The sequence below is a fragment of the Micromonospora sp. NPDC049836 genome, assembly GCF_044465125.1.
In the GTDB taxonomy this organism is placed as follows: Bacteria; Actinomycetota; Actinomycetes; order Mycobacteriales; family Micromonosporaceae; genus Micromonospora.
Genome location: NZ_JBITLH010000006.1, coordinates 276,980 through 301,115, shown reverse-complemented (window position 1 = coordinate 301,115; position 24,136 = coordinate 276,980). Strand labels below are relative to the sequence as shown.

The following is a 24,136-nucleotide window of genomic DNA, read 5'->3' as shown; positions in this document are numbered from 1 at the left end:
GCGCCCCCCAGCTGTGGATCTTGGCGGTCGGAGCCGACCGGGAACCACCCTACCGAGGTCAACTCGGCGGCTCCACCGTCCGCGCCGAGGGTGGCCCGCGTCTCGTGTTCGGCCTCCGTTTCCTGGTCGCCGCCGCTCCGCACACATCGTTGTTCAACGCACGACGATGTGGCGCTAGACATTAGTGTGTGGCACACAGTATGGTGTGACGCATGGGCAGCGACGACGTACTACGGACCCACCTCCAGGAGCTGCGCCGGGGCACCGTCGTGGTGGCGAGCCTGATCGCCCTGCGCCACCCCGACTACGGCTACGCCCTGCTGCAACGGCTCACCGGGCACGGCTTCCCGGTGGACGCCAACACCCTCTACCCGCTGCTGCGCCGCCTCGAGGAGCAGGGGCTGCTGACCAGCGCGTGGAACACCGAGGAAAGCCGGCCGCGCAAGTTCTACCGCACCAGCGACGCCGGCGAGACGGTGCTCCGCCGGCTCCTCGACGACCTCGCCGCCGTACAGACCTCGCTCACCGGGCTGATCGAAGGAGTAGGACAATGACCACCCTGACCGACCGCTACCTCGCCGCCACCCTGCGGGCGGTGCCGGCCGACCGGCGCGAGGAGATCGCGACCGAGCTGCGCGGCTCGATCGAGGACATGATCGACGGTCGGCGGGCCGACGGTCGCGACGTCGCCACCGCCGAGCGCGAGGTGCTCACCGAGCTGGGCAACCCCGCGCAGCTCGCGGCCCGCTACGCCGACCGGCGGCTCCAGCTCATCGGCCCGACCTACTACCTGGCCTGGGAGCGGCTGATGAAGCTGCTGCTCAGCTTCATCCCGGCGCTCGTCGGGGTCGTCGTCGGCCTGGTGGAGGCCTCCGACGGGAACGGGGGCGGCGCGATCGGCGCGGGGATCAGCGCGGCGATCCAGACCGCGGTCCAGATCGCCTTCTGGGTCACCCTGGTCTTCGCGGTGCTGGAGCGCACCAACACCTCGCTCAACCTGCCCGCGTGGACCGTCGACCAGCTCCAGGAGGACCACACCGACCGGCAGATCACGCCGGTCGACACGTTCGCCGCCATCGGGTTCCTGGTGCTGGTCATCGCGTACCTGCCGATCCAGCACTTCCGCTCGTTCGTGCCCGGCGACGGCGGCGGCAACCTGCCGATCCTCGACCCCGCGCTGTGGAGCTTCTGGCTGCCGTTCCTGATGGCCGTGCTGGTCGCGACCATCGGCCTGGAGGTCGCCAAGTTCCGCGCCGGGCGCTGGACCTGGCGGCTGGTCGCGGTCAACGCCGCGCTGGACCTCGCGTTCGCCGTCCCGGTGCTCTGGCTGATCTCCACCGACCGGCTGCTCAACCCGGACTTCGTGCAGCGGTGGGAGTGGCTCTCCCACGCGGAGAACCTGCACAACGTCGTCACCTTCGTCGCCGTCGGCACCGCCCTGATCACCGCCTGGGACATCATCGACAGCGCGGTCAAGGCGTACCGCAACCGGCACTGACCCGCTCGACACGCCGCGGCCCGGCACCCACCGGGGTGCCGGGCCGCGGGGCGTACCGGGTGGCGTGGTCGGGGCCGGCTCAGCCGACCGCGGCCATCACCTCGTCGCTGACGTCGAAGTTCGCGTAGACGTTCTGCACGTCGTCGCAGTCCTCCAGCACGTCGATCAGCTTGAAGATCTTGCGAGCGCCGTCCTCGTCGAGCGGGACGTTGACGCTCGGGATCAGCGAGGACTCGGCCGACTCGTACTCGATGCCGGCGTCCTGCAGGGCGGTGCGCACCGCGATCAGGTCGGTCGGCTCGGAGACCACCTCGAACGCCTCGTCGAGGTCGTTGACCTCCTCGGCGCCGGCGTCCAGGACCGCCATCATCACGTCGTCCTCGGTGGTCCCCGCCTTCGGGACGATCACCACGCCCTTGCGGGAGAACATGTACGACACCGAGCCGGCGTCGGCGAACGAGCCGCCGTTGCGGGTCAGCGCCGTGCGCACCTCGGTGGCCGCCCGGTTGCGGTTGTCGGTCAGGCACTCGATGAGCAGCGCGACGCCGTTCGGGCCGTAGCCCTCGTACATGATCGTCTGGTAGTCGGCGCCACCGGCCTCCAGGCCGGAGCCGCGCTTGACCGCGCGATCGATGTTGTCGTTCGGAACGGAGTTCTTCTTCGCCTTCTGGATGGCGTCGTAGAGGGTCGGGTTGCCGGCCGGGTCACCGCCGCCGGTCCGGGCCGCCACCTCGACGTTCTTGATCAGCTTGGCGAACATCTTGCCGCGCTTGGCATCGATGACGGCCTTCTTGTGCTTGGTGGTCGCCCACTTTGAGTGGCCGGACATCTCATACCTCCGTCTGTTGACTCACGCCTGCGTCGACTGTCCGCGCCCGCGCCGGACCGGGACCGCCGGGCGGTCGGCTGGGGGGCGGCGGCGGGCGGTGAGCCCTGCCGAACCAGCGGCAATCCTACCGAGGTCGGGGCCCCGCATGTCACACCCGGCACCCATGGCCGGCCCGGCGACCCGCCGACGGCCGCCCCCGGCGGAGCAGGGAGCCGGGCCGCGGAACCGGCCGGCGGACGCCCCGATCAGGGCGGACGGGCTCAGCCGGCGGCCCGGACCAGGTCCACGAAGTAGCGGTGCAGCCGCAGGTCACCGGTGAGTTCCGGGTGGAACGAGGTGGCCAGCAGGTGGCCCTGCCGGACCGCGACGATCCGGTCCGCGGCCGGGCCGTCCGTGACCCGGCCGAGCACCTCGACGCCGTCGCCGACCCGTTCCACCCAGGGGGCCCGGATGAAGACGGCGTGGAACGGCCCGCCCGCGACCCCGGCGAGCCGCACCGGCGCCTCGAACGAGTCGACCTGCCGGCCGAACGCGTTGCGCCGCACGGTCATCTCGATGCCGGCGAAGCCACGCTGGTCGGCCCGGCCGTCCAGCACCTCGGTGGCCAACATGATCATCCCGGCGCAGGAGCCGTAGACCGGCATCCCGCCGGCGATCCGCTTGTCGATCGGCTCCCGCAGCTCGAAGATGTCGACGAGCTTGCTCATGGTGGTGGACTCACCGCCGGGGACGACCAGCCCGTCGACCGCGTCCAGCTCGGCCGGCCGGCGCACCGGGCGGGCGTCCGCACCGGCCCCGGCCAGGGCCGCGAGGTGCTCACGCACGTCGCCCTGCAGGGCGAGCACGCCGATCTGGGGTACGGTCACCGGTCGTTCCTCTCCACGGGTCGTCGGGCGGGGGCCCCGCCGCGGCCGGATGCCTCGGGCGGGCGCCCCGCCCCGCTCACCAGCCCCGCTCGGCCAGGCGGTGCGGCTGCGGGATCTCGTCGACGTTGATGCCGACCATCGCCTCGCCGAGGCCGCGGGAGACCTTGGCCAGCACGTCCGGGTCGTCGTGGAAGGTGGTGGCCTTGACGATCGCGGCGGCACGCTGGGCCGGGTTGCCCGACTTGAAGATGCCCGAGCCGACGAAGACGCCCTCGGCGCCGAGCTGCATCATCATGGCCGCGTCGGCCGGGGTGGCGATGCCGCCCGCGGTGAACAGCACCACCGGCAGCTTGCCCGCCTCGGCAACCTCCTTGACCAGCTCGTACGGCGCCTGAAGCTCCTTGGCGGCGACGTACAGCTCGTCCTCGGGCAGCGACTGGAGCCGGCGGATCTCCTGGCGGATCTTCCGCATGTGGGTGGTGGCGTTGGAGACGTCACCGGTGCCGGCCTCACCCTTGGAGCGGATCATCGCGGCACCCTCGGTGATCCGGCGCAGCGCCTCGCCCAGGTTGGTCGCGCCGCAGACGAAGGGGACGGTGAACGCCCACTTGTCGATGTGGTTCGCGTAGTCGGCCGGGGTCAGCACCTCGGACTCGTCGACGTAGTCCACGCCGAGGGCCTGCAGGATCTGCGCCTCGACGAAGTGGCCGATCCGGGCCTTGGCCATGACCGGGATGGAGACGGCGTCGATGATGCCGTCGATCATGTCCGGGTCGCTCATCCGGGACACCCCGCCCTGGGCGCGGATGTCGGCGGGCACCCGCTCCAGCGCCATGACGGCGACGGCGCCGGCGTCCTCGGCGATCTTGGCCTGCTCGGGGGTGACCACGTCCATGATCACGCCGCCCTTGAGCATCTCGGCCATGCCGCGCTTCACGCGGGCGGTGCCGACCAGGGCGGTGGAGTCGGTGTTCGGGGAGGTGGATTCGGACACGGGTCATCGCTCCTCGGACGTACGCGGGGGGTGGCTGTGGATGATGCTACGACCGGCCCAACGCCGTTCCGACAGCCAATCAAACCCCCGGTGGCCTGCTCTGTGGCCGGCGTCACCGGCCCGCCGCCTCAGCCCGTGGTGACGTCCGCCCGCGGCAGGAGGGTGGGATCGTCGATGTCGAAGTAGCGGGGCCAGTCGCGGCCCCGCCCCATCCGGAACAGCCGCACCACCGGGCGGCCACGCGCCGTCCGGGCGTCCCGGACCAGGTCGGTGTGCACCTGCCGGGCCAGGGCGAGGCGCCGGCTCGCGGCGATCACCGCCTCGCAGGCCGGATCGTCCGGATCCAGCTCGATCCCGCGCAGCTGCCGGGTCAGGTCGTTCTCGGCGGCCTCGCGCTCCTCCGGGACGGCGTCCAGGGCGATCCGGGCGGCCGCGTACAGCTCCACCCCGTACCGCCGCTCGGCCAGCACCGCCGCGGCCGCCGCGCGGCGCAACAGGTGGGCGTCGAGCGCCCGGGCGGCCGACTCCGCCCGGGTCTGCAGCCGCTGGACCCGGCCGGCCGTCCAGATCAGGTACGCCGCGCCGAGGCCGACGACCAGGATCGTGCCCACCACCCACCACATGCCCGGCATCGTAGTGCTGCTCCTCCTCCCGCCCGGCCCGCACGGTTCCCGGCCCCAGCGCGCTCCACCCCGGCCCCACCGGCCACGGGAGTCAGCCCAGCTCCGCCCACTCCTGGTCGATGACCCGGCCGTCGGTGGCCTCGATCGCCGCTGCGTATACCTCGACAACCCGGCGGGCAACCACGGGCCAGTCGAAATTCGCCACCAGCTGGTCGCCGCAGGCGGTCAGCCGGGCCCGCTCGTCCGCGTCGTCGAGCAGTTCGCCCAGGGCGGCCCGCAGCGCCACCGCGTCCCCGTTCGGATAGAGCCGCCCGGCCCGCCCGCCGTCGAGGACCCGGCGGAAGGCGTCCAGGTCGCTGGCCACCACGGTGGTGCCGGCGGCCAGCGCCTCGGTGAGGATCATCCCGAACGACTCCCCGCCGGTGTTCGGCGCCACGTAGAGGTGCGCGCTGCGCAGCATGCGAGGTTTGTCCGCCTCGGAGACCATGCCGAGGAAGCTGACCCGGTCCCGCAGCGCCGCCGGGAACTGCCCGTACAGGTCGTCCGCGTCGCCCGGCCCGGCCACCAGCAGGCGCAACCCCGGACGCTGCGGGGCCAGCGCGACGAAGGCGTCCCGCAGGATCGGGAAGCCCTTGCGGGGCTCGGTGAACCGGCCCAGGAAGCCGAGCGTCCCGCCGCTGCCCGGCGCGCACTCCCCCGGCCAGCCCGGCAGCGGCTCGACACCGGCGAACTTCGCCACCGCCACCCCGTTCGGGATCTCCACGGCCCCGCCGTCCATGTGCTCGACCTGCACCTTGCGGGCCAGCGCGCTCACCGCGATCCGGGCGGTGATCCGCTCCAGCACGATCTGCAGCACCCCCTGCGCGGCCGACAGCACCCGGGACCGGGTCATCGCGGTGTGGAAGGTGGCCACCACCGGCCCCCGCGCGCAGAGCACCGCCAGCATCGACAGGCTCGGGGTGAGCGGCTCGTGCACGTGCAGCACGTCGAACTCGCCCCGGGTGATCCAGCGCCGCACCCGCGCTGTGGAGACCGGCCCGAACGCGATCCGGGCCACCGAGCCGTTGTACGGCAGCGACACCGCCCGCCCCGCCGACACCACGTACGGCGGCAGCGCCGAGTCCTCGTCCGCCGGCGCCAGCACGCTCACCTCGTGGCCCAGCCCGAGCAGCGCCTCGGCCAGGTCCATGACGTGGTTCTGCACCCCGCCCGGGACGTCGAAGGAGTACGGGCACACGATGCCGATGCGCATTGCGCCCCCTCTTAGACCGTCCCGGTGGTGGCCGGTGGCTGCGTCGGCGAGGACGTCCCGCCCGGACCCTGGTCGAGCCACATCCGTTGCAACATGTGCCAGTCTTGCGGATGCCGGGCGATGCCCGCCGCCAGACCGTCGGCAATCCGCTGCGTCACCGCGCGCACCCGCGCGTCCAGCGGGGCGCTGTCCGGGTCCGGCAGCGGCAGCGGGCCCTCGATCGAGGCGCAGGCGGCGTCCGGCTCGTACCACATCGAGGCCACGTAGAGCGGGGCGCCGGTGCGGATCGCCAGCAGCGCCGGGCCGGCCGGCATGCGGGTCCGGCCGCCGAAGAAGTCGACCTCCACGCCCCGGGCGGAGAGGTCCCGGTCGGCGAGCAGCGGCACCACCGCCCCGGCCCGCAGCCGGTCCACCAGCACGTCGAACGGGGGGCGCGGGCCGCCGTGGCTGGGCAGGATCTCCATGCCCAGTCCCTCCCGGAACGCGACGAACCGCTCGAACACACCCTTCGGCAGCCGCTCCGCCACCGTGGTGATCGGCCAGCCGGTCGCCGCCACCCAGGCGCCGGCCGCGTCCCAGTTGCCGGCGTGCGGCAGCGCCACCACGGCGCCCCGCCCGGCGGCCACGTCCGCGGCGAGCAGCTCCGCGCCGTCCAGGCGGAACCCGGCGAGGATCTCCCGGCGGCTCAGGCTCGGCAGCCGGAACGCCTCCAGCCAGTACCGGGCGTAGGAACGCATGCCGTCGCGGACCAGCGCGTCCAGTTCCGCCTCGGGCAACTCCGGACCGACCACGCGGCGCAGGTTGGCGCGCAGCCGGCGGATGCCTCCGCCGCCCTTGCGGTGCGCGCGGTCGGCGCCCAACCGGAAGGCCGCGGCCGCGACGGGCCGGGGCAGCGCCCGGACCAGGCGCCAGCCCGCGACGAAGCCCGCCTCGGTGAGGTTCACTCCGCGCCGACCCGCTGGGCCTGCCGGTACACGTGGGCCATCCGCTGCCCGACGGTGAAGATCGAGACCGCGGCGAGCAGCCAGAGCGCGATCTCCAGGGCCGGGTCGAGGCCCAGGCCGGTGAGCAGGCCGCCCACCCCGACGATCAGCAGCCGCTCGGTGCGCTCGGCGATGCCCACGTTGCAGGTCATGCCCAGGCCCTCGGCGCGGGCCTTGACGTAGGAGACCAGCCCGCCGGCGGCGAGGCAGAGCAGCGCCGCCGCCACCCCGGAGTATTCGTGCTCGGTGGCCAGCCAGTACGCCACCGCGCCGAAGACGGCGCTGTCGGCGACCCGGTCCATGCTCGAGTCGAGGAAGGCCCCGAACCGCGTCGAGCCGCCGCTCATCCGGGCCATCGTGCCGTCGAGCAGGTCGGTCAGCGCGAAGACCGTGACGATCAGCGCGCCGGCGACCAGGTGGCCGCGGGCGCCGAAGCCGAGCGCGCCGACGAGTACGCCGACGGTCCCGGTCACGGTGACCGCGTTGGGGGACACACCGGCGCGGAGCAGTCCGCGCGCGATCGGCTCCACGACGCGGGTCATGCCCGCGCGGGCCGTCACTTGGAAGATCTTCGCCATGGCGGTCCCACGATAACGGCCGGCGGCGGCCGGGGACACAGCCGGTCGTCCCGACCCGCCTGACGTACTTGTGCCGGCCCGGTCACGGGTGTGAGATCGAGCGTGGGAGGTGAGCCAGTTCACCGGGACACCGGTCCGCGTTGCCGTCCCGGAGGAGATCACCGGAAGATATCGCCGCGGAACCCGCCCGGGGCCGCTTCCCCGTCGCGAGCGGCGGTCGCCACCACCACCGGCTGAGGGAGGTGCGCCGCGATGGCGCAGAAGAACCAGGAGAAGGGTGTCACCGGCGGCGCGCCGGTGGTGACCGAGCCCGGCAGGGTTCGCAACGTGGTGCTCGTCGGGCACTCCGGGGCGGGCAAGACCACCCTGGTCGAGGCGCTGCTCGCGGCCAGCGGCACGATCGGCCGGGCCGGCAGCGTCACCGACGGCACCACGGTCTGCGACCACGACCCGGCCGCCGTGCGCCAGCAGCGCTCGGTGAGCCTGTCCTGCGCCCCGCTGCTGCACCGCGACGTCAAGGTCAACCTCCTGGACACCCCCGGGTACGGCGACTTCGTCGGCGAGCTGCGCGCCGGGCTGCGGGCCGCCGACGCCGCGCTGTTCGTGGTCTCCGCCGTCGACGGGATGGACGCCGCCACCGCCGCCCTCTGGGAGGAGTGCGCCGCGGTGGACATGCCGCGGGCCGTGGCGGTCTCCCGGCTGGACCACCCGCGCGCCGACTTCGACGAGGCGGTCGCGCTCTGCCAGCGGGTCTTCGGTGACAACGTGCTCCCGCTCTACCTGCCGATGCTGGGCGACGACGGGGAGAGCGTGGCCGGGCTGATGGGGCTGATCACCCGGCGGGTCTTCGACTACTCCGGCGGGCTGCCGGCCGCGGTACGCGAGCCCGACCCGGAGCACCTGCCCGCCATCCAGGAGTCGCGCAACGAGCTCATCGAGGGAGTCATCGCCGAGAGCGAGGACGAGACCCTGATGGACCGCTACCTCGGCGGCGAGGAGATCGACACCGAGGTGCTCATCACCGACCTGGAGAAGGCCGTCGCCCGGGGCCACTTCTACCCGGTGGTGCCGGTCTGCGCGGAGACCGGCGTCGGCCTGGACGCGCTGCTCGACGGCCTGGTGGCGGCGTTCCCGTCACCGCTGGAGCACGAGCTGCCGGCGGTCACCGGGGTGGACGGCTCACCCCGGCCGCCGCTGGCCTGCGACCCGGACGGGCCGCTGGTCGCCGAGGTGGTCAAGACCACCGTCGACCGGCACGTCGGGCGGGTCTCCCTGGTCCGGGTCTTCTCCGGCACGCTCCGCCCCGACCAGGTGGTCCACGTGTCCGGGCACGGCATGGCCGAGCGCGGCCACCCCGACCACGACGCCGACGAGCGGGTCGCGCACATCTACAGCCCGCTCGGCGCGACGCTGCGCGAGGTAACCACCGCGGTCGCCGGCGACATCTGCGCGATCACCAAGTCGGGCAGCGCGGAGACCGGCGACACCATCTCGACCAAGGACGACCCGCTGCTCGTCGCCCCGTGGGAGATGCCGGAGCCGCTGCTGCCGGTGGCCATCGTGGCGAAGAGCCGGGCCGACGAGGACGCGCTGGCCCGCAACCTGGGCCGGCTGGTGGCCGGCGACCCGACGCTGCGGCTGGACCGCAACCCCGAGACCCACCAGCTGGTGCTCTGGTGCATGGGCGAGGCGCACGCCGACGTGCTGCTCGACCGGCTCCGCGCCGGTGGCGTCGAGCTGGAGACCGAGCCGGTCCGGGTGGCGCTGCGGGAGACCCTGACCACCGGCGCCCGGGGGCACGGCCGGCACGTCAAGCAGTCCGGCGGCCACGGCCAGTACGCGGTCTGCGACATCGAGGTGACGCCGTTGCCGCGCGGCGCCGGCTTCGAGTTCGTGGACAAGGTCGTCGGCGGGGCGGTGCCGCACAACTACATCCCGTCCGTGGAGAAGGGCGTGCGCGCGCAGATGGAGCGCGGCCTGGTCGCCGGCTACCCGGTGGTGGACCTGCGGGTGACCCTCTTCGACGGCAAGGCGCACAGCGTGGACTCCTCCGACGCGGCGTTCCAGACCGCGGGCGCGCTGGCGCTGCGCGACGCCGCCGAGCAGGGGCAGCCGGCTCTGCTGGAGCCGGTGGACGAGGTGATCATCCGGGTGCCCGACTCCTCGGTCGGCGCCGTGATGGGTGACCTCTCCGGCCGGCGCGGCCGGGTGCTCGGCACCGAGCCGGACCCGGACGCCGAGGGCCGCACCCTGGTGCGCGCCGAGGTCCCGGCCACCGAACTGCTCCGGTACGCGGTCGAGCTGCGCTCGATGACGGCCGGCACCGGCACCTTCCGCCGGGAGTTCGCCCGCTACGAGCCGATGCCCGCCCACCTCGCCGACCAGGTCCGCAAGGAAGCCACCCCCCACCCCTGACCCACCCCCACCCCGCTCTACCCGCCGCCCGCCCCCTCCCGCCCACCCGCCGCCCGCCGCCGGCCTCGTCGATCTTGGAGTTGTGGTGCCCGCGAAGCCGGCATGAGCCGGGTTTGTCCGGTGCCACAACTCCATGATCGCGGAGTGGGTGGGGCGGCGGGCGGTGCCCGGGGCCGGCGAGGGCGGAGGGCGGCGAGGGCGGGCGGGGGCGGGTTGGGTGGGGAGCCGCGGGTGGGTTGGGGGGGTGGGGTTAGGGGCGGGCGGCGGGGACGGGGGGCATCGGCCAGTGGGGGCGGTCGGCGTCGCGCAGGGCGGCCGCACGCAGGGCGGCGAGCCGGCATTCCACCTCGGCGAACTGGTCGGGGGCGAGCGGACCCCAGGTCAGCGCGGCGGCGTTCTCCTCGACCTGCGCGACCGTCCGCGCCCCCGGGATCGGCACGCTGCGGTCGCTGCGCGCCCAGATCCAGCCGAGTGCACCCTGGACCAGGGTCCGGCCGTCGGCGGTCAGCGCGTCGCGCACCGCGGCGACCCGGCGCAGCCACTCCGGGGCGGGCCGGCCGCCGCGGAACCACTCCAGCCAGGTCGGCGCGCTGCCCCGCAGGTCGTCGCGGGGCAACGTGGACTCCGGGGTGTACTTGCCAGTCAGCAGGCCCATCCCGAGCGGGCCCCGGGCGATGCTGGCCAGGTCATGCTTGTCGCAGACCGCGAGCATGGCGGGAGCGTCGCGGAGCACCGACAGGCTGTGCTGTACGGCGGTGGCGCCCCGGGCCACCTGGGCGAAGCCGCCGGCCCGGTCGGCCCGGTCGGTGCTCCAGCCGTACGCCCGCACCAGGCCGTCGGCCACCAGGTCCTCCAGGGTGCCGACCAGCGCCTCGGCGCGCGGCGCGGACAGGTCACCCAGGTGCAGCTGGTACAGGTCGATCCGGTCGGTGCCCAGCCGGCGCAGCGAATCGACCACCGCCCGGCGCAGGTAGCCGGGAGACGCGTCCTCCCCGGTGGCCTGCCGGCTCCGCTCGTCGAAGGTGTACCCCCACTTGGTGGCGATCACCGCCTCGTCGCGGCGGCCGGCGAGGGCCCGGCCGAGGATCCGCTCGCCGTGCCCCGCCCCGTACGTGTCGGCGGTGTCGAAGAGGGTGACGCCCAGGTCGAGGGCGCGCCGCACGGCCCGGACGGACTCCGCGTCGTCGACGACGCCCCAGCCCAGCGGCCGGGTCCCCTCGGCCCACGGTCCGGCGATCGCCCAGCACCCCATGCCGAGGGCGCTGACCTCGATGCCGCTGCGGCCCAGCGGCCGCGTGCTGACTGCCATCGCCGCATCCTGTCACCTCGAGCACGGTCGAGGGGAAGAATGTCACCCGGGGTGGCCGGGCGGCGACGGGCGACCTCAGCGCGGCGTCGCGTACGCCAGCACGACCGGTTGGGCGAGCTCCGGCCAGGCACCGGTCAGGCCGCCCTCGGCGGGCCCGGTACCGGGGCGGCGGACCAGGGCCAGCTCCACCCGCTCGGTCACCAGGCGCGTGGGCTCGGCGTCGACCACCTCGCGGACCGCGCCGATCCCGGCGGCGTCGACACCGGCCAGCCGGCCGCCCCGCACCGTCATGCTGGCCGCGCGCACCTCCCGCCGGCCGTCCACCTCGAAGTACTCCTCGGCCTGCCCCACCCCGTCCAGGACGGCGGCGGCCAGCGCGGCCTGGTAGACCGGGTCGCCGGCCGCGTCGTACACCCAGCGGCGGCCCAGCACCGAGTGCTCGGTGGTGCCGACCAGCCAGCGGTCGGCGTCGGCCAGCGGCGCGCCGCGGTAGGTCAGCGGCACCTGGAGGACCGGCCCGTCCCCGGCCCGCACCAGGATGGTCTCGATGCCGACCTCGCCGGCCGGGTCGTCGAAGCGGTACCCGGCGACCCGGGTGACGTCGGCGCCGGCGGTGCCGGCGAACCAGGGGCGGCCGGGCAGCCAGGCGGTGAGCAGGTCGAGCTTCGAGGGGCGCAGTTCGGCGCGGTGCAGCAGAGCCATGAGCAAGATCATAGTGTCGAGCGAGGCCAGCGGAAGTGTCCGGCCCGGCGGCGCGAACCGCCCAGGCCGGGGCAAGACCGGGCCGGGCCGGCGTCAGGCCGGGCCGGCGTCAGGCCGGGCCGGCGTCAGGCCGGGCCGGCGTCAGGCCGGGCCAGGGTCAGGCAGCGGTCAGGCTGGGCCGGGTCAGCCCGGGCAGGCCGGGTCAGCCGGGGCAGGCCGGGTCAGGCCGGGTCAGCCGGGGTCAGGCCGGCCAGGCCTTGGCGAACAGGTCCCGGGTGTCGGCGAGCAGTTGCGGCAGCACCTTCGTCCGGCCGATCACCGGCATGAAGTTGGCGTCCCCGCCCCAACGCGGCACCACGTGCTGGTGCAGGTGGGCGGCGATGCCGGCGCCGGCCACCCCGCCCTGGTTCATGCCCAGGTTGAAGCCGTGGGCGCTGGAGACCCGGCGGACCACCCGCATGGCGTCCTTGGTGAAGGCGGCCAGCTCGGCGGTCTCCGGGGCGTCCAGGTCGGTGTAGTCGGCGACGTGCCGGTACGGGCAGACCAGCAGGTGCCCCGGGTTGTACGGGTAGAGGTTGAGCACCGCGAAGACGTGCTCGCCGCGGGCCACGACCAGGCTCTCCTCCGGCGGCAGCCCGGGGGCCCGGCAGAACGGGCAGCCGGCCGGCTTCTCGTAGCCGCCCTCGGGCCGGTCCTCGCCGGAGATGTAGGTCATCCGGTGCGGCGTCCAGAGCCGTTCCAGCCCGTCCGCCAGACCGCTGTCGGTGCCGTGGTCCGTGTGCCGTTCCGCCCCTGTCACAGCAGCGATCCTACGGGCGGCGGGGGCCCGTCCGCCGCGCGGCAGGGCCCCCGCCCACGCCTCAGCCCTCGGCGGACGGACCGGAGTTGGTACGGGACGTGACCACGTCGACCACGTGGGCGACCGCCTCGGCGATCGGCACCCCGTTGCGCTGGGAGCCGTCCCGGTAGCGGAACGACACGGTGCCGGCGGCCACGTCGTCGTCCCCGGCGATCACCATGAACGGGATCTTCTGCTGCTGGGCGTTGCGGATCTTCTTCTGCATCCGGTCGTCACCGGCGTCCACGTCGGCGCGGATGCCCTGCTTGCGCAGCGTGGTGACGAAGTCCTGGAGGTAGTCGGTGTGGTCCTCGCGGATCGGGATGCCGACCACCTGCACCGGGGCAAGCCAGGCCGGGAACGCGCCGGCGTAGTGCTCGGTGAGCACGCCGATGAACCGCTCGATCGAGCCGAACTTCGCGCAGTGGATCATGACCGGTTGCTGCCGGGTGCCGTCGGCCGCCTGGTACTCCAGCCCGAAGCCCTTCGGCTGGTTGAAGTCGTACTGGATGGTCGACAGCTGCCAGGTGCGGCCGATGGCGTCCTTGGCCTGCACGGAGATCTTCGGGCCGTAGAAGGCCGCGCCGCCCGGATCCGGCACCAGGTCCAGCCCGGTCTCCCGGGCGCACTGCTCCAGCACGGCGGTGGCCGTCGCCCAGTCCTCGTCGGACCCGACGAACTTGTCGAGCCGGGCCTCGTCGCGGGTCGACAGCTCCAGGTAGAAGTCGTCGATGCCGAAGTCCTTCAGCAGGCTCAGCACGAAGTTGAGCAGGTGCTTGATCTCGGCCGGCGCCTGCTCCCGGGTGCAGTAGGAGTGCGAGTCGTCCTGGGTCAGGCCGCGTACCCGGGTCAGCCCGTGCACCACGCCCGACTTCTCGTACCGGTAGACCGACCCGAACTCGAACAGCCGCATCGGCAGCTCACGGTAGGACCGCCCGCGCGACCGGTAGATCAGGTTGTGCATCGGGCAGTTCATCGCCTTGAGGTAGTAGTCCGCGCCCTCGAGTTCCATGGGCGGGTACATGCCGTCGGCGTAGTACGGCAGGTGGCCCGAGGTGTGGAAGAGGCCCTCCTTGGAGATGTGCGGGGTGCCGACGTACTGGAAGCCCTCCTCGATGTGGCGGGTGCGGACGTAGTCCTCCATCACCCGCTTGAGCACCCCGCCCTTGGGGTGGAAGACCGCCAGGCCGGAGCCGATCTCGTCGGGGAAGCTGAACAGGTCGAGGTCCGCACCGAGCTTGCGGTGGTCGCGCCGGGCGGCCTCCTCCAACAGCTTCAGGTACGCCTTCAGCTCGTCCCGGGTCGGCCACGCGGTGCCGTAGACCCGCTGCAGCTGCGGGTTCTTCTCCGAGCCCCGCCAGTACGCGGCGGCGGAGCGCATCAGCTTGAACGCGCCGATCAGCCGGGTGTTCGGCAGGTGCGGGCCCCGGCACAGGTCCGACCAGCAGACCTTGTCCTCGTTCGCGGCGAGGTTGTCGTAGATGGTCAGCTCGCCGCCGCCCACCTCCATCACCTCGGAGGAGTCCAGCCCTTCCCCCTTGACCTCGATGAGTTCCATCTTGAACGGCTCGGCGGCCAGCTCGCCCCGCGCCTCGTCCAGGTTGGTGAAGCGGCGCCGGCGGAACCGCTGGCCGGACTTGATGATCTCCTGCATCCGCTTTTCGAGCTTCGCCAGGTCGTCCGGCTGGAACGGCTTGTCGACCTGGAAGTCGTAGTAGAAGCCGTTCTCGATCGGCGGGCCGATGCCGAGCTTCGCCTCGGGGAAGACGTCCTGCACGGCCTGGGCGAGCACGTGCGCGGTGGAGTGGCGCAGCACGTTCAGCCCGTCCGGCGAGTCCAGCGCGACCGGCTCGACGGTGGTCTCCTCGGCCGGCTTCCAGTCCAGGTCGCGCAGCACGCCCTGCGGGTCGCGGACCACCACGACGGCCTTCGGGCCGGTCGTCGGCAGTCCGGCCGCGGCCACCGCGTCGGCCGCCGTCGTCCCGGCGGCGACGACGACGGGGTCGGCCACGACGGGGGTACGGGGTGCGGACACGGTGACTCCTGTCGTCGACGGTTCGATGTGCGGCGCCGCCCGGCGGCGCCCCTGCGATGCTATCGGTCGCCCGTGGCGGGTCGTCGGCCACGGCGCGCGTCCCGGCCGGTGGTGTCGCCGAATTCGCCCCGGCGTTGAACCTTTCCGCCCCCGGACCCGAACTACCGGGTGTGGCCGGAGCCGGAGCCGGCCGCGCCGAGACGGATGGGGACGACCATGACGATGACCCGTCGGGGTCGCCTGCGGGCGGCCGCGCTGCTGGCCGCCGTGGCGGCGGGAACGCTGGGCTGGCCGGGCGCGGCGAGCGCCGCCGAGGTGACCGTCACGACCTCGCCCGCCGAGGTGCGTCAGGGCGACGCGATCGAGCTGGCGGTGGTGCTGCCCGAGGAGCGCAGCGGCAGCCGGACCACCCGCATCGAGCTGAAGATGCCGGCGGACGCCCCGATCGGCGAGGTCTACCCGCTGTCCGTGCCGGACTGGGCGCCGAGCATCACCACCCGCCGCCTCGACCAGCCGGTCGCCGGCATCCACGCCGCCGAACTGGACCAGGTGACCGACGCGGTGACCTGGATCCGGATGCCGGGCAGCAAGGGGGCGGCCCGGCTGTCACTCGGCATGGGCCCGATGCCGGCCACCGACCGGCTCACCTTCCAGGTGATCCAGACGTACGCCGACGGGACCGTGGTGCGCTGGGCCGACCCGCCGGGCGGGGCGCACCCGGCCCCGACGGTGACCCTGCTGCCGCCGCCGCCCGGCACCGCCGCGCACGGCGGCGACGCGGCACCGGCCGGCGCGGCCCACGGCGGCCACGGTGCCGTCGGTGGCGGCCAGGACGGCGCGGCGCCGGGTGGGGCCGCCGCCGGGGGCCTGACGGCCGGGGCGACCGACGACGGGCCGAGCGCGGACCTGCTGCTCGGCGGCGGTCTGCTCGCCGGGCTGGCCGGCGGGGCCGCGATCGGCTGGCTGTTCAGCCGCCGCCGGCGCGGCACCCTGACCCTGCCGTCCGACACCGCCGACTCCCCCACCCCGCCCACCGGCCCCGGCACAGAAGCCGAAGCCGCCACAGAAGCCGTCGCCGCTACCGACTCCGAGGCCGCCGCGGAAGCCGTCGCCATCACCCGCCCCGACACCAACAAGCCCGCCATCGCCAGTACCCGCCGCTAAACCGCACAACCTCCACCCCAAGCCGCAACATCGTTCACTGAACGGGACCAGCCTCCCACCAAGTAACAACGTCGGAGATCTTGGAAGGAAAGTGCCCCCAGGGGGGCCATTTCTTACCAAGATCTCGGATTCCTGCCCCGGCGGGACGGGGCGCGGGGAGACGAGGTGGGTGGGTGCTGGTCGGGGGACGGTGCAACTGGTCAGGCAGCGGCGGTGAGCCGGGATAGGGGCTCGCAGGCGGCACGCCAGCCCTCCGGTCGGCGGTACGCCTGGTAGACGCTGGTTCGGGGGGACGGCGCGGTGGTCAGGCGGGGGTGGTGAGCCAGCGGGGCAGCGGCTCGCGGGCGGCCAGCCAGCCCTCCGGCACGCCGCCCGGGGTACCCACCCCGGTGTACGCGGCGACCACCCCGCCGACGATCGCGGCCGTGGTGTCGACGTCACCACCGGCCTGCACGCAGACGCGGATCGCGGCCGGGTAGTCGTGCAGCAGGGTGGCCGCGACCCAGAGGCTGAACGGGACGGTGTCCTGCGCGGTGATCCGCGAGCCGTTGCCCACCGCCTCCGCCACCTCGGCAGCCGGGCGGCCGAGCAGCGCGGTGGCCCGCCGGATGCCCCGGTGCACCTCGCCGGCCGGCTCCAGCAGGCCGGCCACCGCGGTGAGCAGCCGGGCCGGCTCGGGCCGGTCGCCGTCGAGCCGGGCGCGGGCGGCCAGTGAGGCGGCCACCGCGACGGCCACCGCCCCGGCGATCCCCTCCGGGTGGGCGTGGGTGACCTCGGCCGAGGCGCGGGCCTGGTCGGCGGCGCGCCGAACGGAGTCGGCGTGCCACGCGCCGAGCGGGGCCACCCGCATGGCCGCGCCGTTGCCGTAGGAGCCCTGCCCGTCGAACGCCGACGCGGCGGCGACCGGCCAGGGCGTGCCGGCGCGGATGAGTTCCAGCAGCTCGACCGCGCCGGCGCCGTAGCGGCGGGCCGGGTCGTAGTGCGCGGCGAGGGCGAGCGCGAGCGCGTCGGGTTCCATCCGGCCGTGCGCGGCGAGCACGGCGAGCACCGAACACGCCATCTCCGTGTCGTCGCTCCAGGGCCACGGGCCCGGCGGCAACGCGTCGGGCCAGGGGGCGACCGTCCCGCCGGGGACGAAGAACCGGGAGCCGAGCGCGTCACCCACCGACAGGCCGGTCAGCGCCTCACGGGCGAGCGTGAGGCGGGCGTCCGGGAACAGGGTGAACGTCATCGCCATCCCAGCTTGCCCGCTTCCCGGGAACGCCGCAACGCGATCAACTTGCCACGCCGAGTACGGTGCTGACGTGGCCACCGTGCTCCTGGTCGAAGACGATCACGTCGTACGCGGCGCGATGCTGCGGTCCCTCGCCGACCGGGGGCACGCCGTGCACGCCGTCGGCACGGCGCTGGACGCGCTGCGCCGGGTGGCCGCCGAGACTCCGGACCTGGTGGTGCTCGACCTCGGCCTGCCCGACCTGGACGGCTCGGACGCGCTGCGGATGCTGCGCGGCATCACCGACGTACCGATCATCATCGCCACCGCGCGCGACGACGAGCAGTCCGTGGTCCGGCTGCTGCGGGCGGGTGCCGACGACTACATGGTCAAGCCGTTCACCGGCGCCCACCTGGACGCCCGGATCACCACGGTGCTGCGCCGGGCGGGCCGGGCCAGCCGGTCCGTGCAGCCGGCCGTCCACACGGTGGGTGGCCTGCGGGTGGACGTCGGCGAGCGCAGCGCGGTGCTGGACGGCGAGCCGCTGGCGCTGACCCGCAAGGAATTCGACCTGCTGGCGTATCTCGCCGCACGTCCCGGCCGGGTAGTGTCCCGGCGGGAACTCTTGGAGGAGGTATGGCGGCAGCCGTCGGTCGGCGAGGACCAGACCATCGACGTTCACCTGTACTGGCTGCGCCGCAAAATGGGCGAGTCCGCGGCGAAGCCGCGCTACCTGCGCACCGTGCGGGGGGTCGGCTTCCGGCTGGTGGCGCCGGACTGAGGCTGGCGCTGGCCTGGCTCACGGCCGGCATGTGCAGCCTCGTCGCGCTCGCCTTCCTCATCCCGCTCGGCATCACCCTGCGCGAGCAGGCCCGGGACGAACAGCTCGCCGACGCGGCCCGCCGCGGCGCCCTGGTCACCGGCGCGCTGGCCGCCAGCACCGACCCGGCGGTGGTGGCGCGGGCGGTGGCGGCCAGCGGCGACGATCCGGCGTCCCGGCCGGTCGTGCACGGCATCGGCGCCGACGAGTCGGGCGGCCGGGCCGACCCGGCCGCGCTCGCCCGCGCCACCGCCCAGCGGCAGTCGGTGGTCACCGACGTGCCCGGCGGGGTGCTCCGGCTGGACCCGGTGGTGCTCGGCGACCGGGTCGCCGTGGTGGAGGTCTTCGTCTCCGACGAGGCGCTCGACGCGGGCGGCGGCGGGCGGTGGCTGCTGCTGCTCGCGGTGGCGCTGGCGCTGGTCGGGGCCGCGGTGATCGTGGTCGACCGGGTCGCCGCCCGGGTCGTGGACGCCACCGGCGACCTGGTCGCGGCGGCCACCGCGATCGGCGACGGCGACCTCGGGGTACGGGTCGAGCCGACCGGGCCGCGGGAGCTGACCGCGGCCGGGCACGCCTTCAACCGGATGGCGGAGCGGCTGGTGGCGCTGCGCGCCGACGAGCGCGAACTGGTGGCCGACCTGTCGCACCGGCTGCGTACCCCGCTGACCGCGCTGCGGCTGGACGCGGAGGCGCTGGAGTCCGACGACACCAGCATCGGCACGTTCAGCGAGGCGGAGCTGGACCGCCGCCGGGGCATCCGGCGGATCCGCCAGGCCATCGTCACGCTGGAGGGCGAGGTCGACCAGCTGATCAAGACCACCCGCAAGGCGGTCGGCCAGGAGCCCGCCCCGGCCCGGTGCGACGTCAGCGAGGTGGTCCGGGACCGGATGGTGTTCTGGTCGGCCCTGGCCGGCGACCAGAACCGCCCGCACCGGGTGGTCGGCGCGCAACTGCGCATCCCCGCCCCGGTGCCCCGGGCGGAGCTGGCCGCCGCGCTCGACGCCGTGATCGGCAACGTGTTCCGCTACACCCCGCAGGGCACCGCGTTCGAGGTGGCGGTGAGCCGGCGCGACGGCTGGGTGGCGATCCGGATCGACGACGCCGGGCCGGGCATCCCCGACCCGGACCGGGCGCTGCGCCGGGGCGCCAGCGACCAGGGCTCCACCGGGCTGGGGCTGGACATCGCCAAGCGGGTCGCCCTGCAGGCCAACGGGTCGGTGAGCATCGACCGGGCCCGGCTGGGCGGGGCGAGCGTGGTGATGCTGCTGGCCGATCCGGAGGCCACCCCCCGGCAGGTCAACCGGTTCGGGCTGGTCGGCCGGATGGCCCGGGACGCCCGGGAGCCGCGCGCTCGCGCCCGGCGCTGGCCGCGTCCGCGCTGACGCCGGCTGTGGGCCGCCGCAAGTCTTCCTTAGATGTGGGTTAACGGCGGCCCTGCCGGCCCGCGGAGCTGTCAGCATCAAGGACGAACCCATCAGTTCCGTCGGCCGGGACGCCCCGCAATACTCCGGCCGGCGGAGCCGAGCGCGCGGCGGGAGTTCGGTCCCCCCACACCTCGCTCCCGCCGCGCGCCACTCCCCCGTCGAGCCCGGGCGTGAGGTGACCGTGATGACGCCGACCGTCAGCCGGCTGCTCCGCTGGGCCGCCGTGATCGGGGTGGGTGTCGCCCTCACCCTCGCCATCTGGCAGGACCCGGTGCTCGCGTACGGTCCGGGTCACGCCGGCGTCGTGCCGCGACCGGGCCCGGTCGGGCTGGCCGCGTCGGCCGTCGCGCTGGCCGGGTTCGGACTGGTCCTGGCCGGACGGCACCGGCCGGCGCAGGTGCGACGCCGGCCGGTGCCGTCGGGTCCGGTCAGCGCGGCGCGGCCGCCAGGTAGGCGTCGATCTCGCCGGTGAGCCGGGCCTGCTCCGCCGGCTCCAGGAACGACGCGGTCACCGCGTTGCGGGCCAGCGCGGCGATCCCCTCGGGGCCGGCGTCGAGCAGCCGGGCCGCGACCGCGTACTCGTTGTCGAGGGTGGTGCCGAACATCGGCGGGTCGTCGGAGTTGATGGTGACCAGCACGCCGGCCTGGACCAGCTGCGGCAGCGGGTGCTCCTCGATGCGCGACACGGCCCGGGTGCGGACGTTGGAGGTGGGGCAGACCTCCAGCGGGATCTGCCGCTCGGCCAGGTGGGCGAGCAGCTCCGGGTCGAGCGCGGCGGAGATGCCGTGCCCGATCCGCTCGGCGCCCAACTCGCGCAGCGCGTCCCAGATGGTCTCCGGGCCGGTGGTCTCGCCGGCGTGCGGCACCGAGCGCAGCCCGGCCGCGCGGGCCTGGTCGAAGTACGGCTTGAACTGGGGCCGGGGCACGCCGATCTCGGGGCCGCCGAGCCCGAAGCTGATCAGCCCGGCGGGCCGCTGCTCCAGGGCGATCCGCAGGGTCTGCTCGGCGGCCGGCAGCCCGGCCTCGCCGGGGATGTCGAAGCACCACCGCAGGGCGATGCCGAAGTCGGCCTCGGCGCGCTTGCGGGCGTCCTCGATGGCCTCGCAGAACGCCGGCGCGGGGATCCCCCGGTGCACGTGCGAGTACGGGGTGACGGTCAGCTCGGCGTAGCGCACCTGCTGCCGGGCCAGTTCCCGGGCCACCTCGTGGGTGAGCAGCCAGACGTCGTCGGCGTCCCGAATCAGGTCCACCACGCTGAGGTAGACCTCGACGAAGTGGGCGAAGTCGCGGAACGCGAAGTAGTCGGCGAGCGCCTCCGGGTCGGCCGGGACCGGGCTGCGCCCCTCGTGCCGGGCGGCCAGCTCGGCGACGATCCGGGGCGAGGCGGAGCCGACGTGGTGCACGTGCAGCTCCGCCTTGGGCAGGCCGGCGATGAAGGTGGACAGGTCGGTCACGGGTTCTCCTCTGCGTGGGCGCCGGTGCGGGCCACCACGAAGATCCGGCGGAACGGGAAGTACACCTGACCCTGCCGGATCGGGTACGCCTCGGCGAGGCGTACCCCCAGCTCGGCGCGGAAGTCGGCCCAGCCGGCGGCGTCCAGCGCGGCCCGGACCGGGCGCAGCGCGGTGCCCTCCATCCAGGTCAGCACGGGGTGATCCGGGGCGGCGGCGGCCGGGAGCAGGTGCACGTAGGTAGTTTCCCAGGCGTCGACCGCGCAGCCCGCACCGACCAGCAGCGCGGCGTAGTCGACCGGGTCGTCGACGGGCGCCTCGCGCAGCAGCGGGGCGAGGCTGTCGCGCCACCGGTCCCGGCCGGCGACCTCGCGCAGCGCCCGGTGCGACGGCGCGTCGAAGTTGCCCGGCACCTGGACCGCGAGCCAGGCGCCGGTGGGCAGCTCGGCGACCCAGCGGGTGAGCAGGTCCCGGTGGCCGGGCACCCACTGGAGCACGGCGTTGCAGACCACCACGTCGACGTCCGGCTCCGGGTGCCAGGACCGGACGTCGCCGACCGCGAAGGTGACCGGCCCGGCCACGGTGCGGGCCGCGGCCAGGGCACGGGTACGCGCCAGGGCCCGGGCGCGGGCGATCATCTCGGCGGAGGAATCCAGCCCGGAGACCCGGCTGCCGGGCCAGCGGTCGGCGAGGGTGGCGGTCAACGTGCCCGGACCGCAGCCGAGGTCGACGACGGCGCGCGGCCGCTCCGCCGGCACCCGGGCCAGCAGGTCGTGGAAGGGCCGGGAGCGCTCGTCGCCGTAACGCAGATAGGTGCTCGGGTCCCACATCGCAGCCTCCAAACCGTACGTACGTCTTGCTAGACGGTACGGCCCGACGCGCGCCCCGGCAAGGCCGGTCACTAGGCTCGGTGAAATGGAACAGCGCAGCTTCGACCGGCTCGGCCGGCACGTCGGCATCGTCGGACTCGGCGCCTGGCAGCTCGGCGCCGACTGGGGTGAGGTCAGCGCGGACGAGGCCCTGGACGTGCTGGCCGCCGCCGTGGCCGCCGGGGTCACCTTCCTGGACACCGCCGACGTGTACGGCGACGGCCGCAGCGAGCAGCTGATCGGCCGGTTCCTGCGCGAGCACCCGGGGCACGGGCTGACCGTGGCCACCAAGATGGGCCGGCGGGTGCCGCAGACGCCCGAGGCGTACACGCTGGACAACTTTCGGGCCTGGACCGACCGGTCCCGGGCCAACCTCGGGATGGACACGCTCGACCTGGTGCAGCTGCACTGCCCGCCCAGCGCCGTCTTCGCCGACGACCGGGTCTTCGACGCCCTGGACACCCTCGTCGCCGAGGAACGCGTCGCCGGGTACGGGGTCAGCGTGGAGACCTGCGACCAGGCGCTCACCGCGATCGCCCGGCCGGGGGTGGCCAGCGTGCAGATCATCCTGAACGCGGTCCGGCTCAAGCCCCTGGAGCGGGTGCTGCCCGCCGCCGCGGCGGCCGGGGTCGGCATCATCGCCCGGGTGCCGCTGGCCAGCGGCCTGCTCTCCGGCCGGTACGACGAGCACACCACCTTCCCGGCCGACGACCACCGCACCTTCAACCGGCACGGCGAGTCGTTCGACGTCGGGGAGACCTTCTCCGGGGTCGACTACGACCTGGGCCTGGCCGCCGTGCGCCGGCTCGCCCCGCTGGTCGGCGCGGACCGCACCATGGCGCAGTTCGCGCTCCGCTGGATCCTCGACCAGCCCGGCGTCACCGTGGTCATCCCCGGCGCCCGCAACGCCGAGCAGGCCCGGCGCAACGCGGCCGCCGTCGACCTGCCGCCGCTGACCGAGGTGGAGCTGACCGCCGTCCGCGCCACCTACGACGAGCTGATCCGCCCGCAGGTGCACGACCGGTGGTGACCCGGCCACCCGGCGCGCCGCCGACCGACGCCGCCCGGCGGCCCGGCGCGGCGCCGCCGGTGACCGGGGGCGGCCGGCATGCTGGAGCCGGACGTGCGTCGTCGGAGGGGGAACGATGAGGGGCTGGTTCCGGCTCACCGTGGGGCTGCTGGCCGTGGTGCTCGGCGCGCTCTGGACCGTGCAGGGGCTGGGCTACGGGGGCGACAGCGTGCTGACCGACCAGCGGCCCGCCGCGGCCGTCGGCCCGGTGGTCGTCCTGATCGGACTCGTCGCGCTCTGGTTCGGTATGCGGGCCCGCCGCCCGCGCGGCTGAACCGCCCGCCCGGATGCGCCGCCCGCACGAATACGCCGCCCGCCCGGCTGAACCGCCGCCCGGATGCGCCGCCCCGGGCTGGGCCTCGGTTCGGTCGCAAATGGAAAGCCCCGCCTCCCGGAACGGGACGCGGGGCTTTCGCCGCCGGCGGACGCGCCGGGCGGCGTAGCTCAGATGGGGCGGACCTGCTCGGCCTGCGGACCCTTCTGACCCTGGGCGATCTCGAACTCCACCCGCTGGTTCTCCTCCAGCGTGCGGTAGCCGCTGGACTGGATGGCCGAGAAGTGGACGAACACGTCAGCACCCCCGCCGTCGACGGTGATGAAGCCGAAGCCCTTGTCAGCGTTGAACCACTTCACGGTTCCCTGCGCCATGTGTATCTCCTTCTAAAACTGGCGGCCGAGCACGCCGTGCGGCCGATTGGCCGTTTTCGAGCAGCGGCGCCTGAGGCGGCCCCCGGTGAAGGAGACTTCTCTCAACCCACGCGTCTCTCAACAGCGTGAGACAGCAAACCACGTACGCAAAAACTCTGCACAGCCTAACCGACGAAATTCTCCGACATGTGACCTGACGGCGGCGACAGATCCACTGGGCGGCCCGGCCGGACCATGCGAAAGGCCCCTGTCCAACACAGTGGAAGGGGCCTTTCGGACAGCTCGGATCAGTCGGGCCAGCGGCCGGTGAGCCGGCGTACGCCGACCGCTCCGCCCCGGTCCACGGCGGCGCGGACGACCGCGAAGATCGCCCCCTGCAACGCCGCGGCGGCGAGGATCTCGCCCCAGCGGCGGTCCTCGTCGGTGGCGCTGGGCGCCTCGCCGTCACCGGCGGTCAGCTTCCAGACGTGCCGGAAGATGACCCCGGCGACGGTGCCGGCGGCCAGGCCCATCAGCACCCCGACCGGCTTGTAGACGACCCTGCCCATGCCCTTGC

The 24,136-nt window shown here is 74.3% G+C and carries 25 protein-coding genes; 9 read left to right on the top strand and 16 right to left on the bottom strand.

Going from position 1 to position 24,136, the window contains the following annotated elements; all coding sequences use genetic code 11:
• Nucleotides 1-212: 212 nt before the first annotated feature.
• Complete coding sequence (locus ACIBPB_RS18795; protein ID WP_396840842.1) at nucleotides 213-554, top strand: PadR family transcriptional regulator; 342 nt, start codon at nucleotides 213-215, stop codon at nucleotides 552-554.
• On the top strand, nucleotides 551-1,498 hold the full coding sequence (locus tag ACIBPB_RS18790; RefSeq protein ID WP_396840841.1) for an HAAS signaling domain-containing protein: 948 nt from the start codon (nucleotides 551-553) through the stop codon (nucleotides 1,496-1,498). The genes ACIBPB_RS18795 and ACIBPB_RS18790 overlap by 4 nt, the downstream gene beginning before the upstream one ends.
• A gap of 79 nt (nucleotides 1,499-1,577) precedes the next feature.
• Here the strand turns inward: ACIBPB_RS18790 and ACIBPB_RS18785 are convergent, their stop codons facing one another.
• From ACIBPB_RS18785 to pgsA, 7 genes are all read right to left on the bottom strand, one after another.
• On the bottom strand, nucleotides 1,578-2,327 hold the full coding sequence (locus ACIBPB_RS18785; protein WP_046566038.1) for a YebC/PmpR family DNA-binding transcriptional regulator: 750 nt from the start codon (nucleotides 2,325-2,327) through the stop codon (nucleotides 1,578-1,580).
• Nucleotides 2,328-2,587: 260 nt separating this feature from the next.
• Nucleotides 2,588-3,193, bottom strand: coding sequence for a pyridoxal 5'-phosphate synthase glutaminase subunit PdxT (gene pdxT, locus ACIBPB_RS18780; RefSeq protein WP_396840840.1), 606 nt, complete (start codon nucleotides 3,191-3,193; stop codon nucleotides 2,588-2,590).
• 76 nt (nucleotides 3,194-3,269) lie between these two features.
• Complete coding sequence (gene pdxS / locus ACIBPB_RS18775) at nucleotides 3,270-4,187, bottom strand: pyridoxal 5'-phosphate synthase lyase subunit PdxS (RefSeq protein WP_396840839.1); 918 nt, start codon at nucleotides 4,185-4,187, stop codon at nucleotides 3,270-3,272.
• Between the two features lie 128 nt (nucleotides 4,188-4,315).
• Complete coding sequence (locus ACIBPB_RS18770) at nucleotides 4,316-4,819, bottom strand: hypothetical protein (protein ID WP_396840838.1); 504 nt, start codon at nucleotides 4,817-4,819, stop codon at nucleotides 4,316-4,318.
• Between the two features lie 82 nt (nucleotides 4,820-4,901).
• The gene (locus tag ACIBPB_RS18765; protein ID WP_396840837.1) at nucleotides 4,902-6,062 is read right to left on the bottom strand and encodes a glycosyltransferase family 4 protein; all 1,161 of its coding nucleotides are present in this window, start codon (nucleotides 6,060-6,062) and stop codon (nucleotides 4,902-4,904) included.
• An 11-nt stretch (nucleotides 6,063-6,073) separates the two neighbouring features.
• Nucleotides 6,074-7,006 (bottom strand): phosphatidylinositol mannoside acyltransferase, encoded by a 933-nt coding sequence (locus ACIBPB_RS18760; protein WP_396840836.1) that lies wholly within the window; start codon nucleotides 7,004-7,006, stop codon nucleotides 6,074-6,076.
• Nucleotides 7,003-7,623, bottom strand: a complete 621-nt coding sequence (gene pgsA, locus ACIBPB_RS18755; protein WP_357323576.1) for a phosphatidylinositol phosphate synthase — start codon at nucleotides 7,621-7,623, stop codon at nucleotides 7,003-7,005. The genes ACIBPB_RS18760 and pgsA overlap by 4 nt, the downstream gene beginning before the upstream one ends.
• A gap of 252 nt (nucleotides 7,624-7,875) precedes the next feature.
• On the opposite strand from pgsA, the gene ACIBPB_RS18750 reads away from it, so the two are divergent.
• Entirely contained in the window at nucleotides 7,876-10,038 is a 2,163-nt protein-coding gene (locus ACIBPB_RS18750) for an elongation factor G-like protein EF-G2 (RefSeq protein ID WP_396840835.1), read from the top strand.
• 250 nt (nucleotides 10,039-10,288) lie between these two features.
• Here ACIBPB_RS18750 and ACIBPB_RS18745 read toward each other — a convergent pair whose 3' ends face one another.
• The 4 genes from ACIBPB_RS18745 to thrS form a co-directional block, all read right to left on the bottom strand.
• Complete coding sequence (locus ACIBPB_RS18745) at nucleotides 10,289-11,347, bottom strand: aldo/keto reductase (RefSeq protein ID WP_396840834.1); 1,059 nt, start codon at nucleotides 11,345-11,347, stop codon at nucleotides 10,289-10,291.
• A 75-nt stretch (nucleotides 11,348-11,422) separates the two neighbouring features.
• Nucleotides 11,423-12,049, bottom strand: a complete 627-nt coding sequence (locus tag ACIBPB_RS18740; protein WP_396840833.1) for a hypothetical protein — start codon at nucleotides 12,047-12,049, stop codon at nucleotides 11,423-11,425.
• Nucleotides 12,050-12,290: 241 nt separating this feature from the next.
• On the bottom strand, nucleotides 12,291-12,848 hold the full coding sequence (locus ACIBPB_RS18735) for an HIT family protein (RefSeq protein ID WP_396840832.1): 558 nt from the start codon (nucleotides 12,846-12,848) through the stop codon (nucleotides 12,291-12,293).
• A gap of 61 nt (nucleotides 12,849-12,909) precedes the next feature.
• Nucleotides 12,910-14,922, bottom strand: coding sequence for a threonine--tRNA ligase (gene thrS / locus ACIBPB_RS18730; protein ID WP_396840831.1), 2,013 nt, complete (start codon nucleotides 14,920-14,922; stop codon nucleotides 12,910-12,912).
• Between the two features lie 216 nt (nucleotides 14,923-15,138).
• On the opposite strand from thrS, the gene ACIBPB_RS18725 reads away from it, so the two are divergent.
• Nucleotides 15,139-16,086 carry a DUF1775 domain-containing protein gene (locus tag ACIBPB_RS18725; RefSeq protein WP_396840830.1) on the top strand — a complete coding sequence of 316 codons (948 nt, stop codon included), beginning with the start codon at nucleotides 15,139-15,141 and terminating at the stop codon, nucleotides 16,084-16,086.
• 304 nt (nucleotides 16,087-16,390) lie between these two features.
• Here the strand turns inward: ACIBPB_RS18725 and ACIBPB_RS18720 are convergent, their stop codons facing one another.
• Nucleotides 16,391-17,317, bottom strand: coding sequence for an ADP-ribosylglycohydrolase family protein (locus tag ACIBPB_RS18720; protein WP_396840829.1), 927 nt, complete (start codon nucleotides 17,315-17,317; stop codon nucleotides 16,391-16,393).
• A gap of 73 nt (nucleotides 17,318-17,390) precedes the next feature.
• On the opposite strand from ACIBPB_RS18720, the gene ACIBPB_RS18715 reads away from it, so the two are divergent.
• The 3 genes from ACIBPB_RS18715 (at nucleotide 17,391) to ACIBPB_RS18705 (ending at nucleotide 20,015) form a co-directional block, all read left to right on the top strand.
• Nucleotides 17,391-18,080: a response regulator transcription factor gene (locus tag ACIBPB_RS18715; RefSeq protein ID WP_046566021.1), complete on the top strand. Its 690-nt coding sequence runs from the start codon at nucleotides 17,391-17,393 to the stop codon at nucleotides 18,078-18,080.
• 29 nt (nucleotides 18,081-18,109) lie between these two features.
• The gene (locus tag ACIBPB_RS18710; protein ID WP_396840828.1) at nucleotides 18,110-19,501 is read left to right on the top strand and encodes an ATP-binding protein; all 1,392 of its coding nucleotides are present in this window, start codon (nucleotides 18,110-18,112) and stop codon (nucleotides 19,499-19,501) included.
• Nucleotides 19,502-19,727: 226 nt separating this feature from the next.
• On the top strand, nucleotides 19,728-20,015 hold the full coding sequence (locus ACIBPB_RS18705; RefSeq protein ID WP_357328240.1) for a hypothetical protein: 288 nt from the start codon (nucleotides 19,728-19,730) through the stop codon (nucleotides 20,013-20,015).
• Here the strand turns inward: ACIBPB_RS18705 and ACIBPB_RS18700 are convergent.
• Both ACIBPB_RS18700 and ACIBPB_RS18695 read right to left on the bottom strand, forming a co-directional pair.
• Nucleotides 19,972-20,997: an adenosine deaminase gene (locus tag ACIBPB_RS18700; RefSeq protein ID WP_396840827.1), complete on the bottom strand. Its 1,026-nt coding sequence runs from the start codon at nucleotides 20,995-20,997 to the stop codon at nucleotides 19,972-19,974. The genes ACIBPB_RS18705 and ACIBPB_RS18700 overlap by 44 nt on opposite strands.
• The gene (locus tag ACIBPB_RS18695) at nucleotides 20,994-21,824 is read right to left on the bottom strand and encodes a trans-aconitate 2-methyltransferase (protein ID WP_396840826.1); all 831 of its coding nucleotides are present in this window, start codon (nucleotides 21,822-21,824) and stop codon (nucleotides 20,994-20,996) included. The genes ACIBPB_RS18700 and ACIBPB_RS18695 overlap by 4 nt, the downstream gene beginning before the upstream one ends.
• Before the next feature lie 85 nt (nucleotides 21,825-21,909).
• Here ACIBPB_RS18695 and ACIBPB_RS18690 point away from each other — a divergent pair, with 85 nt between their 5' ends.
• Nucleotides 21,910-22,893 carry an aldo/keto reductase gene (locus ACIBPB_RS18690; protein ID WP_396840825.1) on the top strand — a complete coding sequence of 328 codons (984 nt, stop codon included), beginning with the start codon at nucleotides 21,910-21,912 and terminating at the stop codon, nucleotides 22,891-22,893.
• Nucleotides 22,894-23,008: 115 nt separating this feature from the next.
• On the top strand, nucleotides 23,009-23,206 hold the full coding sequence (locus tag ACIBPB_RS18685) for a hypothetical protein (RefSeq protein WP_396840824.1): 198 nt from the start codon (nucleotides 23,009-23,011) through the stop codon (nucleotides 23,204-23,206).
• Between the two features lie 170 nt (nucleotides 23,207-23,376).
• Here ACIBPB_RS18685 and ACIBPB_RS18680 read toward each other — a convergent pair whose 3' ends face one another.
• Nucleotides 23,377-23,580, bottom strand: a complete 204-nt coding sequence (locus ACIBPB_RS18680; protein WP_091424054.1) for a cold-shock protein — start codon at nucleotides 23,578-23,580, stop codon at nucleotides 23,377-23,379.
• Nucleotides 23,581-23,867: 287 nt separating this feature from the next.
• Nucleotides 23,868-24,128, bottom strand: coding sequence for a DUF4235 domain-containing protein (locus ACIBPB_RS18675; RefSeq protein WP_396840973.1), 261 nt, complete (start codon nucleotides 24,126-24,128; stop codon nucleotides 23,868-23,870).
• Nucleotides 24,129-24,136 lie beyond the last annotated feature (8 nt).